The sequence below is a fragment of the Streptomyces mayonensis genome (genome assembly GCF_018982965.1).
Lineage (GTDB): Bacteria > Actinomycetota > Actinomycetes > Streptomycetales > Streptomycetaceae > Streptomyces > Streptomyces mayonensis.
This window is the reverse complement of record NZ_JACBYP010000056.1, coordinates 1-13,710: the sequence shown is the minus strand read 5'-3', so window position 1 is coordinate 13,710 and position 13,710 is coordinate 1. Positions and strand designations below refer to the sequence as shown.

Below are 13,710 nucleotides of genomic sequence, written 5' to 3'. Positions count from 1 at the left end.
GTGCGGGAGGGTGCCGGGGTGCTACGCCGTCGGCGGGGAGTGGTGGCCGGCCCCCGAGGTAGCGCCGCGGTACCAGTACTCGAGGGTCAGCACGTGCCACAGGTGCTTGGAGAAGTCCCGCTGCCCGGCGGCGTCCTCGGCGACGAGCCGCCGCAGCGCGTCGCGGCGCAGCAGCCCGGCCCGGACGAGTTCGCCGTCGTTCACCACTTCACGCACCAGCGGTGCCAGGTCCCGGCTCATCCACGCCCGCAGCGGGGCGCTGAACAGGCCCTTGGGCCGGTAGACGATCTCCCGGGGCAGCACCGAGACGGCCGCCTCCTTCAGGACGGCCTTGCCCTGCCGCCCGACGATCTTGCGGTCGCCGGGCACGGCGAACGCCGCCCGTACCACCTCGACGTCCACGTACGGCACCCGCACCTCGGTCGAGGCGGCCATGCTGGAGCGGTCCGTGTAGGCGAGGTTGAGGCCCGGCAGGAACATCCGGGCGTCGCCCAGGCACATGCGGTTCACGAAGTCGTCGAGGTCGTTGTCCTCGTAGACGTCCGCGTGCTCGGTCAGCACGTCCTCGACCGTCCCCGCCAGGTCCGGGCTGAGCAGGGCGAGCAGCTCCTCCCGGTCGTACATCGTGTAGCTGCGCCGGAACGCGGTCTCCTCCGGCAGGTCGGCGAAGGACAGGAACCGCTTCGCGAAGCGCACCGACCGCAAGCCCCGGCGGCTCGTGGCGACAGGCAGCCGGTCCACGGCCGCGGACACCCCGCGCCGCAGCGGCCGCGGGACGCGCTGGTAGCGCAGCGCCAGCACGTTGGCCAGGTGTTTGCGGTACCCGGCGAACAGCTCGTCGGCGCCCATCCCCGAGAGCATCACCTTGACCCCGGCCTCCCGGGCGGCCGAGCAGATCAGGAAGGTGTTGATGGCGGCGGGGTCGCCGATCGGCTCGTCCAGGTGGTACGTCATCCGCGGCAGCAGGTCGAGCACGTCCGGGGCGATCTCGATCTCGTGCAGGTCGACGCCGAACCGCGCCGCCACCCGGCGGGCGTGGCGCAGGTCGTCCGGCATCGCCTCGAACCTGGCGTCCTCGGCGCGGAACCCGATCGTGTAGGCGCAGATCCCGGGCCGCTCGCGGGCCGCCAGCGCCGTCAGATAGCTGGAGTCGAGCCCGCCGGAGAGGAAGGTCGCCACCGGCACGTCCGAGAGCAGGTGGCGCCGGGCCGACTCCTCGACGACGGCCGCCAGGTCCGGCTGCCCGCCGCTGCGGGCCCGCTCCCGGCCTTCCGCGGCGACGTCCTTCAGGTTCCAGTACCGGCCGCGCTCCACCCGGCCGTCGGGCCGGCACCGCAGCCAGCTCCCCGGCGGCAGCTTCTCCGCCTCCCGGAACGCGCACCGCGAGTCCGGCACCCAGTAGTACAGCAGCGACGCGACCAGCGCCGCGTGGTCCACCTCCAGCGACCCGCCGGTCACGGCCGCGAGCGCCTTCAGCTCGGAGGCGAACACCAGGCCCCCGCCGCGTCGCAGCAGGAACAGCGGCTTGACGCCGAGCTGGTCGCGGGCGAGCACCAGGTCACCGGTGCGCTCGTCGAAGACCGCGAACGCGAACATGCCGCGCAGCCGGGGCAGGCAGTCCGTGCCCCAGCGGCGCCAGGCCTCCAGGAGGACCTCGGTGTCGGAGGTGCCGCGGAAGCGCACCCCGGCGGACGCCAGTTCGGTGCGCAGCTCGGGCGCGTTGTACAGCTCGCCGTTGTACGTGAGGGCGAGGCCGCCGGAGACCATCGGCTGGGCGCCGGTCTCCGACAGGTCGATGATCGCGAGCCTGCGGTGCCCGAGCTGCACCTCGCCGTCGCCGACGGGGTGGCTGTACCGCCCCGCCCCGTCCGGCCCGCGGTGGGCGAGGACGTCGGTGAGCCGGTCGGTCACCGCCTTCCCGTCCCGCCACCGGTAGGTGCCTGCGATGCCACACATGATCTACCGCGCCTCCCGCTCGCCGTCCGCGCCCTGTGCGACCGGTACCGGAGGCCGCTCCACCCGGGTCCGGGCCTTGCCGTTGTGCCGGTTCGGCCGCTCGTCGCGGCCGCGCGCCGCGGTGCGCCGCCCGTCCCACAGCGTGCCGTCGGTCCGGTCCCGCGGATCGGGGTCGATCAGCACCACTCCGAGGACCGTGACCCGCAGGTCCGCGAGCTGCCGCGCCACGGTGTGCAGCCACGCCGTGCTGCCGTGACCGGCGCGCACGACGAGCACGGCCTGGCCGCCGAGGCGCGGAAGGTCGGTCCAGGCGGTGCCGGGCGCCACCGAGCCGACGCCGATCCGGCGCACCTCGGGCGGCTCGGCCGCCGCGCGCTCGGCGCCCATCACGGCCGGCCCGCCCGACTTCGGGAGCCCGCGGGCGAGTTGCGGACCGGGCAGGCCGTCGACGACGACCACCGGGCCGTCCGCCGCCAGGGCCCCCGCGACGTTCAGGGCGATCAGACCCGTGCCGCGCGCACAGCCCAGCTCCAGCATCGACACGGGTTCGGCGGAGCCGCGCACCGTGCGGACCAGGGTGGCGGTGAGCCGCTCGCCGGCCGCCCGGGTGCGGCGCCGCCGCCACCGTCCGGCCGGCCGGCGGGGCACGCGGCGCAGCTCGGCGATCACCGAGGCGCCCAGGTGTGCCGCGACGTCCCGGCGCAGCACCGGGCGGTCCGCCACCACCGAGCCGACCGCGGCCAGCGCCAGCCCGAGGACCAGCCCGAGGGCGAGCCCGATCCCGGCGTCGGTGGCGGCGGTCCTGACCAGGGAATGCCGCACCGCGTGCGGGGCGTCCACGATCTGCGTACCGGCGACGACCGTGGGCGTGCCCGTGCGGGCCTCGGCGGCGCGCTGGTCGAACTCGGCGATCCGCGAGTCCAGTTCGGCCCGCCGGGCGAAGAGCGACTCGATGCTCGCCGACGCCTTGGGGTCGCTGCTCTCCGGCGACCGGCCGCCGATCGCCTCGTTGACCTCGGCGAGTTCGTCCCGCATGCGGTCGCGCTGGTCGAGCAGGGCGTCGGCCTCGGCCTCGGCGGTCTGGCGCATCCGCCGCACGTGGTCCGCGACGAACGCGTCGGCCAGCGCCTTGGCCCGGGCCACCGCCTGGGCGTCGCTGTCACCCGTCACGTCGATCCGCAGCAGGTTGTTGGTCACACCGGTGCCCCGGTAGTCCCGCATGAAGTCCTCGGGCTTCTCGGAGGAGTCGAGGGCCCGCAGCGCCTGGCTCGCGATCCGCGTGGTCCCCAGCAGTTCGACGTCGGTACGGATCAGCGTCCCGGTGTCGTTCGGCTGGTCCTCCTTGTGCGCGACCAGCACCTGCGTCACCGCGGCCGGGGACGGCGGCAGCAGGACCGCCACCGCCGCACCGGCCAGCAGCCCCAGCAGCGCCAGCGAGCACCACAGACGTCGGCGTCTGCGCACCGCCACCACCAGCGCGTGCAGGTCGAGCAGCGGAGCGGCGGCCGGCGCCTGCGCGGCCGTACCCGTCACCGCCGTACCGCCCGTGCTTGCCGCACCCGGTGTGCCTGAAGTGCCTGATGCGTGTGAAGAGCCTGATGTGCCTGATGTGTCTGACGCATCCGCGGTACCGCCCCCCGTGCCGGCCGTACGTGTCCCGGCCGTCGTGCCCGCCGTGCCCCTCGTGTTCGTCGAGTCCGTGTCCGCCGTCACCCGGAACCCCCCGTCGCGCCGCCCCCCACCGCGACAGCCGCGGTGCCGTTCTGCGCGGGCCGTTCGGCGGGGCGCGCCGTACCGGCCCGTACCGGTCCGGCGACGACGACGCCGACGACCTCGTGCCCGCCGTCCGCGCAGGCCCCGGCGAGGTCGGCGAGCTCCTCCGCGGTCCTGCTGCCCGCGCCGAGCACGACCAGCGCGCCGGACTCCGTCTCGCGGTCCGGCACCATCGGCCGGTCCACCGCGACCTCCACCACCCGCAGCACCGGATCGCCGCCGGCCTCGGCGACGAGCTGCCGGGCGGCCCGGCGCGCGACCTCGTCGCCGTCCGGTACGACGACCAGCAGTCCGCGGGCGGCCGGAAGCCGCTCCCGGAGGCGGGCACAGACCCTCCGGTACCGCAGCCGTCGGCCGGCCTCGTCACCGGACGCCCGAGGGACCGGCACGTCCCACCGGGTGTCGGCACCCAGCAGCCGGCGCACCCGCGCCCGCGTGCCGTGCGCCGTCGGCCGGTCCGCGCGCCCGCCGACCGGCACGTCGACGGCACCCAGCGGCACCGAGCCCAGCGCCGCCGCGATCTCCTCCCCGGTGCGCGGCCGGCGGCTCACCCGGGCGGCGGCGAGCTGGCCGACCACCGCGAGCAGGAAGAACAGCAGCGCCCCGGCGGCCACGAACTGGACCCTCGTCGGTGGTGCCTCGCCGGCCGGGCGGGTCGCCGGCCCCATCACGACCATGCCGGCCGCGTTGTTCGCCGGGTCGGCCTGCTCCAGCTTCTGCATGGCGTCCTGCAGCGCGGAACGCAGCTTCTCGAGCTCCGTGCGCGCCTGCACGCTCTCCACCGTCTGCCCGGGGTCCGCCGCGTCGGCCAGGTCGCTGATGCGGCGGTTGGTCTGCGACACCTGCTGCCGCAGCTCCTCCGGCCCCGCCGCCGCGCCGGCATCGGCGTCGCCGCCCGCGACCCGTGCGGCGAACGAGACGAACTGCCGGGCCGCCTCGTCGGCGAGCTCCTGCGCCCGCCCGGGGGCGTCGTCCGTGCCCGAGATCTTGATGATGTTCCCGTCGGCGGCCTCGGCACTGACCCGCTCCCGCAGCTCTCCGCCGCCGGCTCCCGGCCGGTCCAGCGTTTCCGCCACCCGGTCGGCCACCGCGGAGCTGGTGGCGATCTCGACCTGCGTCACCAGCTCGCGCTCCTCCCACTGCCCCGGCAGCAGGACCGACGCCGACGCGGTGTAGCGCGGCGGGAAGAGCACCGACACGCCGTAGCCGGCCACCGCGCCGACCACGGCGAGGACGGCGAGGAACCTCAGGCGGCGACGGAGCAGCCGCCCGATCGTGACCAGCCGTATCGTGTCATCGCTCACCGGTGCGGCCCCTTCCCGGTCCGGGCCGGGGCACCGGCGTCACCGGGGTGCGGTCACCGCACGCGGCGGCGTACGCGCTGAGCAGCGCGGCCTGTGAATTGCGCCAGGCGAGACGCCCGTTGATCCGCTCCTGGCCGATCCTGCCCATCCGGGCCCGCTGCTCCGGATCGTCCAGCAGCCGCGCGACGAGCCCCGCGAACTCCGCCTCGTCGTTGGCGGGCGCGTAGAGGGCGGCGTCCCCGGCGGAGACCCGGGCCTCCCTGAGGTCGAAGGAGACGATCGGGCGGCCCATCGCCATGTACTCCAGGACCTTGTTCATGGTCGACACGTCGTTGAGCGGATTGCGCGGGTCGGGGGAGAGGCACACGTCCGCGGTGGAGAGGTAGCGCACCAGCTCGGCGTCCGGGACGCGCCCGGTGAACTGCACCTGCTTGTCGAGACCGAGCGACCGGGACAGCTCCACCATCGCGTCGAAGGCGTCGCCGGAGCCGACGAACACCGCGTGCCAGTCGGTCCGGCCGAGCTCGTCGCGCAGCTTCGCCAGGGCCCGCAGGGCGTAGTCGACACCGTCCTGGGGCCCCATCACCCCCAGGTAGCACAGCAGATGAGGCTTGCCCTGCTTCAACTCCGGCTCGGGCGGCACTGGTTGGAACCGGTCCGTCGCGGGGGCGCTGCGCACCACGAACACGTCGTCCGGCCGCCGGCCGCCACGGCGTACCGCGACGTCCTTGTAGCTCTCGTTCGTGGCGAGCACGACGTCCGCGGCCCGGTAGGTCAGCCGCTCCAGCCCGCACACGGCGCGGTAGAGCAGGTCCTTGCCGCGCCCGAACCGGGAGAGGTACAGCTCGGGTATCAGGTCGTGCTGGTCGAAGACGAACCGGGCTCCGCGCCGCTTCAGCCACAGGGCCGGAAGGAACAGCAGATCGGGCGGGTTGCACGCGTGGACGACGTGGACCGGCCCGACCCTGCGCGCCAGCCGCACCGTGTGCCACAGCGCCGCGCCGTACTCCCGCAGGTATCCGGCGGGGCCGCCGGTCGCCGCCCGCAGCGGGTAGCGGTGGATGTGCACCCCGTCGATCTCCGCCTCCGGCTCGGTGTCCCGCTTGCTGCCCTGCGGGCAGATGACGTGGACCGTCCAGCCCGCGTCGCGCAGTGTCGTGCACTCCTGCCAGACCCGCCGGTCGAAGGGCACCGACAGGTTCTCCACCAGGATCAGCGCGCGCCCTCCGGGCCGTCCGCCGGCGGCCGTGCCGGCGGCGGCGGACGACGCGCCACGGGCGGCCGTGCCACCCGGGCCTGTGTCACCGGGCGCTATGTCACCAGGACCTGTGCCACCAGGACCTGTGCCACCGGGCGTCGCGTCTTTGGACTGTCTGTCACCAAGCAAGGCCCACGTACCCCGGTTCGGCCCGGCGCGCGTCGGCGTCGGGAAGGTGGATGAGGTCGATCAGCGTCGGGCCGCCGCCGTGCGGCAGCGCCGACAGCACGGCCGGGTCCTTCGTCCCGACCAGGCACACCTCGGCGTGCTCCAGCACCTCGCCGACGGAGTCCGCGAGCAGTTGCGCCAGGTGCGGCAGCCGGTTCTCGACGTACTCGCGGTTGGCGCCCAGCAGCCGGGACAGGCTGACGTTGGCGTCGTGGATCCGCAGGTCGTAGCCCTTGCCGAAGAGCCGTTCCGCCAGCTCGACGAGCGGGCTCTCGCGGAGGTCGTCGGTGCCGGGCTTGAAGGACAGCCCGAACATCCCCACCCGGCGCTTGCCGGTGCGCTCGACCAGTTCCACCGCGCGTTCCAGGTGAGCGGAGTTGGAGGGCAGCACGTGGGAGAGGATGGGCACCGAGACGTCGGCCCGCCGCGCCGCGTGGACCAGGCTGCGCAGGTCCTTGGGCAGGCAGGAACCGCCGAAGGCGAAGCCGGGCCGCAGGTAGGCGGGGCTGATGTTCAGCTTGCGGTCGGCCAGGAACACGTCCATCACCTGGTGCGAGTCCACCCCGAGCGCCTGGCACACCGCGCCCAGCTCGTTGGCGAAGCCGATCTTGAGGCCGTGGAACGCGTTGTCCGCGTACTTGATGGCCTCGGCCGTCGGGACCGGCACCCGGAACACCTCGCCGGGCAGGCCGTCGTACAGCGCGGTCACCACGTCGCCGCTCGCCCGGTCCAGTTCGCCGACGACGGTCTTCGGCGGGTCGAAGAAGTCCCGCACGCTCGTGCCCTCGCGCAGGAACTCCGGATTGACCGCGACCCCGAAGTCCGCCCCGGCCGTGCCGCCGACGTACTTCTCCAGGATCGGTACCAGCAGGTTCAGGCAGGTGCCGGGGAGCATGGTGCTGCGGTACACCACGGTCTGCCGTCCGCCCCGTTCCGCCAGGGCGGCGCCGATCTGCTCGGTCACCCGCTCCAAGTAGGTCGTGCAGAGGCTGCCGTTGGGTTCCGACGGCGTGCCCACGCAGATCAGCGACACGTCGCTGTCCGCGATCGCCTCCCGCACGTCGGTGGTGGCGCGCAGCGCCCCGGTCCGCACGGCCGCGGCGACGAGCTCGCCGATCCGCTCCTCCACCACCGGGGCCCGGCCCTCGTTGACCAGGTCGACCTTCACCCGGTTCACGTCCACCCCGACGACCTCGTGCCCCATGTCGGCCAGGCACGCGGCCGACACACAGCCCACGTAGCCGAGCCCGAAAACGCTGACCCTCATGACCCGTTCCTCCCCCCGGGCAGGCCCTGCCGGCCTGCGGTGCCTGCGCCGCTCCGACGCTCCCCGCGCATCCGTGCGCCGCTCCGGCGCTCCTCGCGCATCAGTAGGCCCCCTGTCCGAGGAGCACCGCGCGCAGCGTCTTCCACAAGATCACCGTGTCCAGCGCGAGCGACCAGTCCTCCACGTAGCGCAGGTCCAGCCGGACCGCCTCCTCCCACGGCAGGTCGCTGCGTCCGCTGATCTGCCACAGGCCGGTGAGCCCGGGTTTGACCAGCAGCCGTCTTCGGATGTCCGGGCCGTACGCGGCGGACTCCTCCGGGAGCGGGGGCCGCGGGCCGACGAGCGACATGGATCCGGTCAGGATGTTGAAGAGCTGCGGGAGTTCGTCGATGGAGTACCGGCGCAGCACCGCCCCCACCCGGGTCACCCGCGGGTCCCGGCGGAGCTTGAACAGCAGCCCCGCGCCCTCGTTGCGGTCGGCCAGCGCGGCCCGTGCCCCGTCGGCCCCGGCGACCATGGTGCGGAACTTGACGATGGTGAACTCCCGGCCGCCCTTGCCGACCCTGCGCTGGCGGTAGAGGACCCCGCCCCTGCTGTCCACCAGGACGAGCAGGGCGACGACCACCATCAGCGGTGCGAAGAGGACCAGCAGGAGCGCCGCGCCCACCCGGTCGACGACTCCCTTGACCGCGCGCCGGCCTCCGGTGAAGGCCGGCATGCTGACCCGCAGCAGCGGGATGCCGAGCACCGCGTCCACGTGCAGCCGGGGTCCGGCCACCTCCATCAGCACGGGGGCCACGACCATCTCGGCGTCGCTGCCCTCCAGGTTCCACGCCAGCCGCTGCAGCCGGTGCGGCGACCAGTGCGGGTCGGGTGTGACGGCGACGACCCGGTAGCCGTCGCGGTGGACGTGGTCGGCGACGTCGGCCAGCCGGCCGACGACCGGTACTCCGTCCAGCCGGGCACCGGCCGGTCCGGAACCGTCCGTCAGGCACACCGCGTCCACGCGCCACCCGAGGTGCGGGAATCGGCGGGTCCGGGCGATCAGGTCGCTGACGGTGGCCGGGCTCCCGGCGGCGAGCACCGGTCTCAGGCAGCGTCCCTTCTTGCGCTGTCGGTGCAGCCGGACGCGCAGCGCGTAGCGCGCGACCATGGTGACGACCGCGATCGCGGGAACCGCGACGAAGATCCAGAGTTTGATGTTGCGTGAGGTGAGGGCGATTCCGCCGAGCGCCAGCACGACGGTCGCCATGAACAGTGAGCGGCCCAGCCGGCGGAATTCCTCGGCGCCCTGGCCGAGCACCGCCGGGGCCCACGACCGGCTCACCGCGAGCGCTCCCAGCACGAGCACCTCGGTGCCGAAGGCCAGGATGACCCACTTCTCGTGCCAGTCGGCGGCGTCCCGCACCCCGAAGAAATTGCCGATCGAAGCCGCCACGACGGCGGTGGTCACGGTGTCACTGGTGATCACGGTACGGCGGTACCGCTGCTCCCAGTCGTGCTCGGGGCGGTCCACCGCCCCGTTCGCCACATGCCCGCCCGCGGACAGAAACGGGCTGAGCAGTCCCCCTTGTCGCACAGAACCCCCCAGGTCCCCAGTGGTACGACGTGTTCGCCCAACACTGTTTTGTGCGTCTCGGAAGGCCCCCGCCCTCCGCGCCGCGCCGCTCCTCCCCACGGGAGGCCCCCGCCTCCCCGCGCACGACATTCCGCTGTTCCCCACACCCGGCGCCGGGACCCGGCCACCGACTTCGGAGAGAGCTGAACCGATAGATCATCATTGGTCGACTCATGTCCGAACAGCTGAAGCACGGTCAATCTAGAGCATCGCGACCAGTATGTAGAGAGGATGTGTGTAATTCGTGCGCAAGCTTTGAGACTTGTTGCGCCGGAGGCGGGCGGCTGCTCGCCGCCCCGTCCGCCGCGCCCTCGCGTCGGTGCCGCGATCCGCTGACGCCGATCGCGGCACCGGCCGCTCGCTCCGCCGGGTCAGTGGTGGCCGTGCGGGCGCAGCCACCCCGGCCGGTGAGCCGTCGCCCGGCGGTGTCCGGCGGGCTCGTTCTCGGCGTCGGTGGTCGAGCCGCGGCCCTCCAGGCGGCCCGCCAGCACGTCACGCTCGGTAGCGGCCTGCCGGGCGGTCTCGCGGTCCCTGCGGCGCTTCTTGGTCCGGTGGCGCGCCAGCGCCGTTCCGGCCAGGAGCATCCACATGCCCAGGCCGAAGATCAGGGTCAGGGCGATTCCGCCGAGAAACGCTCCGAGCGTACTGATCGTGAATGGCTCGCTTCCCAGGAGAGTCACCGTGTAGTCCGGCCCGCCGGACAGGTTGTACGCGATCAGCAGGCCCGCGAAGGCGGCGGCGCCCGCCATGAGCAGGAGACCCAGTACCAGCATGTTCCTCACCTCGTCGCATGTGGATGTCCGCCATTCGAGTCTCCAGTGAGGAAAAGGGCAAAACCCCTCAAAGGGTGTGGAGGTCAGGAATGTGCGGGGCGACGCCGGCCGGTGACCTTCGAGGGCGGCCGGCGTCCCGCCCTCGACGTCCCGTTCAGCGTGTCGCCGTCGACCCTCACGTCGAAGGTCAGATTCAGCCGCAGGGGCTTGGTGACGCGCTGCTTCCACGTGAGCCGGTCACCGTCCAGGACGACCCCGCTGAGTGCCACTTCCTCCCCCTCCCCACGGGCGGTGCCGGTCAGGGTGCCGCCCTCGCGGCGGAACTCGGCCACCGCCCGGATCCTGCCGACGGGGGTCGATACGGACAGGTCCCAGGCGCCTTCGACTGCCATGTCGCTGTACTTCCTCGGGTTCGGACGTCCGGAGTCCGGATGCTCGGACGTCCGGATGCTCGGATGCTCGGATGTGTGGGCTGCGAGAGGTGGTGCCCTGAGTGCTGTGGGGTGACACGCGCGTCAGAACGGGGCCGGCTCGGGGCCCTCGGCGCGCCAGACGGTGCCGCGGCGCTCATGGGCGAAGAGTTCCTCCACGGCGTGCGCGATGCGGGGGCCCACCTCCCGTTCCAGCAGGTACAGGCCCAGGTCGAGCCCGGAGGTGACCCCGGCGCCGGTGACGAGGTCGCCGTCGTCGACGACACGGGCGCGCACCGCGTGGACGCCGGTGGCGTCGAGCATGTCCAGGCCCATGTGGTGGGTCGTGGCACGGCGTCCCTCCAGCAGTCCGGCCATGGCCAGGACGAGCGAGCCGCCGCAGACGCCGGCGACCACCACCTCGGGACGGTCCATCGCCTCCTTGAGCAGCGCGGGCAGGGCGGTGCCGAGGGTGCGGCCCAGCAGTACGGGCACGGACTCCTCGCGCCCCGACGGCCCCGGCGCCCCGGCATCGTGGCCGGGAATGTCGGCGGGGTCCCCGATCGGCCCGGACGCGCCGGGGACCAGGACCAGGCCGGGTTGGTCCGGGGCGAGGGCGGCCGTGGCGCGAAGTGCCAGCCCGCCGGTGCCGCTCACCACCTCGCGCGGTCCCTCGGCGGAGACCAGCTCCACCGTCACCGCGCCCCCGGAAGCGCTGCCGCCCGCGGCCAGCACCTCGAAGGGGGCGACGACGTCGAGCGGGTCGAAGCCGTCGAACAGGACGATCTGGGCATGCATAAGGAGAGCCTCCGGGGTGGATCGGTATGGAGTCGGGGGAGGGACGGTTCCGGTCCGGGTCGGGTCGCGGCGGCCGGGTGGGTCGGCCGGTCGGCGGGTCCGGACCGTGCCGGGTGTTTCCGAACGTAGAGGGCGGCCGGCCCTCCTCCCAGAGGGAAAAGTGACGGTTGTCGACGGGATGAGGTCAGACGGGGTCACGGGCCGGGCCGGGCCGCGTCGGGCCGTGGCGTGGCGTGCCGTGTCGCCGTCCTGCCGGTGGAGTCCCTCGGTAAAAAATAAATTACTAATAAATATTGACGAGGGAGTCGTGACCGGGAGAGGGTCTACGCCATGACTCCTTACGCCCGTCGCGGCGTGCACGGCCAGACCGTGGAAGCCCTCGCCCGCCGCATTCTCGGCGGACGGATCCCCGAGGGCGCGACGCTCGACCTGGTCGCGCTCCAGGGCGAGCTGGACGTGAGTCTGACCGCGCTGCGCGAGTCGCTGAAGGTACTGGCCGCCAAGGGCATGATCGACGCCCGTCAGAAGCGCGGCACCTTCGTCCGTCCCCGCGCCGACTGGAACCTGCTCGACGCCGACGTACTGCGCTGGCGATTCGAGGGCGACGCGGGTGACGAGGGCGAGGGCCGCGACCGGGCGCTGCTGCGCGACCTCGCCGAGATGCGCGCGATCGTCGAACCGGCCGCCGTCCGGCTCGCCGCCGCCCGCCGTACCGGCACCGACCTCGCCGCACTGGACGCCGCGCTGGCCGCGATGGGGGAACGGGACGCGGGTCCGGCCCACGCCGTGGACGCCGACCTCGCCTTCCACCGTGCCCTGCTCGCGGCCACCCACAACGAACTCCTCGACCGCATGCGGCTCGTGCTCGAGTCCGGACTCGCCCACCGGGACCGCATCGTCCACGGCTCCCCGGACAGCGGCGATCCGGTACCGGCGCACCGTGCGGTCCTGGACGCCGTTCGCGACCGCGATCCGCACGCGGCCGAGGCGGCGATGCACGCCCTGCTCGACCAGGCACACCGCGACCAGCACCGCATCAGCAATGCCGGCCCCGACGAGACCCGCGACATCGAAGGCACCCCCCGGCACCGGTGAAACCACCGGCCGGGGCGCCGCAGAACCCGACGACACGGAAAGGCTGTCCGGCCAAGTGAAGATCACCCGCATAGAGACATTCCTCGTTCCGCCCCGCTGGCTGTTCTGCCGGGTGGAGACCGACGACGGAGTGGTCGGCTGGGGCGAACCCGTCGTCGAGGGCCGCGCCGAGGTCGTCCGTGCCGCCGTCGACGTCCTCGCGGAACACCTCGTCGGCAAGGATCCGCTGCGCATCCAGGACCACTGGCAGGTCCTCACCAAGGGCGGGTTCTACCGCGGCGGCCCCGTCCTCTCCAGCGCCGTCGCCGGACTCGACCAGGCCCTGTGGGACATCGCGGGCAAGACCTACGGGGCACCCGTGCACGCCCTGCTGGGCGGTCCCGTTCGCGAACGCGTGCGGGTCTACGCCTGGGTCGGCGGCGACGAACCGGCCGCGCTGGCCGAACAGATCGCAGCCCAGGTGGACGCCGGGTTCACCGCGGTGAAGATGAACGGCGCCGGGGCCGTCGCACCGCTGACGACCCCCGCCGGGACCGCGGCCGTCGTCGCCCGGGTGGCCGCCGCCCGCGAGGCGCTCGGGCCGGACCGGGACGTCGCCGTCGACTTCCACGGCCGGTTCACCGCCGCCAACTCCCGCCGGGTACTGGCCGAACTGGCAGCCCTGCACCCGCTGTTCGTGGAGGAGCCGGTCGTCCCCGAACAGAGTCACCTGCTGTCCCGGCTCGCGGCGGCCACCGACATCCCGCTCGCCACCGGCGAACGCCTTTACAGCCGGGGCGAGTTCCTGCCCGTGCTCGACGCGGGCATCGCCGTCGCACAGCCGGACCTGTCCCACGCCGGCGGCGTCTCCGAGGTGCACCGCATCGCCTCGCTCGCCGACACGTACGGCGCCCTGCTCGCCCCGCACTGCCCGCTCGGTCCGATCGCGCTCGCCGCCAGCCTCCAGGTCGCCTTCGCGACCCCGAACTTCCTGATCCAGGAACAGAGTCGCGGCATCCACTACAACAAGAACGCCGATCTGCTGACCTACCTGATGGACACCGAGCCCTTCCGCTTCGTGGACGGCCACGCCGCCCGCAACGACGCGCCGGGCCTCGGCCTCGACATCGACGAGAAGGCCGTACGCGCCGCCGACCGCGCGGGGCACGCCTGGCGCAACCCGGTGTGGCGGCACCCGGACGGGTCGTTCGCCGAATGGTGACCTCGGCCCCCGTGCCTGCCCCCGCCCCGCCCCAGACGCAGCTTCTGGGCGGGGCAAATATGCTGGGGCTCGGCATGGAGGGTGCCAAC

General features: G+C 73.5%; 10 protein-coding genes and 1 pseudogene. 2 read left to right on the top strand and 9 right to left on the bottom strand.

Annotated elements, in window-relative coordinates; all coding sequences use genetic code 11:
• Nucleotides 1-21: 21 nt before the first annotated feature.
• The 9 genes and pseudogenes from asnB to HZS56_RS21075 form a co-directional block, all read right to left on the bottom strand.
• Nucleotides 22-1,956 (bottom strand): asparagine synthase (glutamine-hydrolyzing), encoded by a 1,935-nt coding sequence (gene asnB / locus HZS56_RS21115; RefSeq protein ID WP_216722313.1) that lies wholly within the window; start codon nt 1,954-1,956, stop codon nt 22-24.
• 3 nt (nt 1,957-1,959) lie between these two features.
• A complete protein-coding gene (locus tag HZS56_RS21110) occupies nt 1,960-3,489 on the bottom strand; it encodes a Wzz/FepE/Etk N-terminal domain-containing protein (RefSeq protein WP_216722312.1) in 1,530 nt (509 codons plus the stop codon).
• A 176-nt stretch (nt 3,490-3,665) separates the two neighbouring features.
• The gene (locus HZS56_RS21105; protein WP_216722311.1) at nt 3,666-5,033 is read right to left on the bottom strand and encodes a Wzz/FepE/Etk N-terminal domain-containing protein; all 1,368 of its coding nucleotides are present in this window, start codon (nt 5,031-5,033) and stop codon (nt 3,666-3,668) included.
• Nucleotides 5,030-6,249 (bottom strand): annotated as a pseudogene (locus HZS56_RS21100) (glycosyltransferase family 4 protein). Before HZS56_RS21100 ends, HZS56_RS21105 begins: the two are co-directional and overlap by 4 nt.
• 160 nt (nt 6,250-6,409) lie before the next feature.
• Nucleotides 6,410-7,726, bottom strand: a complete 1,317-nt coding sequence (locus tag HZS56_RS21095; RefSeq protein WP_216722310.1) for a nucleotide sugar dehydrogenase — start codon at nt 7,724-7,726, stop codon at nt 6,410-6,412.
• A 100-nt stretch (nt 7,727-7,826) separates the two neighbouring features.
• Nucleotides 7,827-9,305 carry a sugar transferase gene (locus tag HZS56_RS21090; RefSeq protein WP_216722309.1) on the bottom strand — a complete coding sequence of 493 codons (1,479 nt, stop codon included), beginning with the start codon at nt 9,303-9,305 and terminating at the stop codon, nt 7,827-7,829.
• A 410-nt stretch (nt 9,306-9,715) separates the two neighbouring features.
• Complete coding sequence (locus HZS56_RS21085) at nt 9,716-10,117, bottom strand: hypothetical protein (RefSeq protein WP_216722308.1); 402 nt, start codon at nt 10,115-10,117, stop codon at nt 9,716-9,718.
• Nucleotides 10,118-10,200: 83 nt separating this feature from the next.
• Nucleotides 10,201-10,509 (bottom strand): hypothetical protein, encoded by a 309-nt coding sequence (locus tag HZS56_RS21080; protein ID WP_216722307.1) that lies wholly within the window; start codon nt 10,507-10,509, stop codon nt 10,201-10,203.
• Between the two features lie 123 nt (nt 10,510-10,632).
• Nucleotides 10,633-11,325: a DJ-1/PfpI family protein gene (locus tag HZS56_RS21075; RefSeq protein ID WP_216722306.1), complete on the bottom strand. Its 693-nt coding sequence runs from the start codon at nt 11,323-11,325 to the stop codon at nt 10,633-10,635.
• 330 nt (nt 11,326-11,655) lie between these two features.
• Between HZS56_RS21075 and HZS56_RS21070 the strand changes: the two genes are divergently transcribed.
• Nucleotides 11,656-12,420 carry a FadR/GntR family transcriptional regulator gene (locus HZS56_RS21070; protein ID WP_216722305.1) on the top strand — a complete coding sequence of 255 codons (765 nt, stop codon included), beginning with the start codon at nt 11,656-11,658 and terminating at the stop codon, nt 12,418-12,420.
• Between the two features lie 55 nt (nt 12,421-12,475).
• Nucleotides 12,476-13,621 (top strand): galactonate dehydratase, encoded by a 1,146-nt coding sequence (gene dgoD / locus HZS56_RS21065; RefSeq protein WP_216722304.1) that lies wholly within the window; start codon nt 12,476-12,478, stop codon nt 13,619-13,621.
• Nucleotides 13,622-13,710: the final 89 nt, after the last annotated feature.

Coding starts and splice junctions, on each gene's coding strand:
- asnB (WP_216722313.1), bottom strand. CDS start 1,956: ATGTGTGGCATCGCAGGCACCTACCGGTGGCGGGACGGGAAGGCGGTG.
- HZS56_RS21095 (WP_216722310.1), bottom strand. CDS start 7,726: ATGAGGGTCAGCGTTTTCGGGCTCGGCTACGTGGGCTGTGTGTCGGCC.
- HZS56_RS21075 (WP_216722306.1), bottom strand. CDS start 11,325: ATGCATGCCCAGATCGTCCTGTTCGACGGCTTCGACCCGCTCGACGTC.
- HZS56_RS21085 (WP_216722308.1), bottom strand. CDS start 10,117: ATGCTGGTACTGGGTCTCCTGCTCATGGCGGGCGCCGCCGCCTTCGCG.
- HZS56_RS21080 (WP_216722307.1), bottom strand. CDS start 10,509: ATGGCAGTCGAAGGCGCCTGGGACCTGTCCGTATCGACCCCCGTCGGC.
- HZS56_RS21070 (WP_216722305.1), top strand. CDS start 11,656: ATGACTCCTTACGCCCGTCGCGGCGTGCACGGCCAGACCGTGGAAGCC.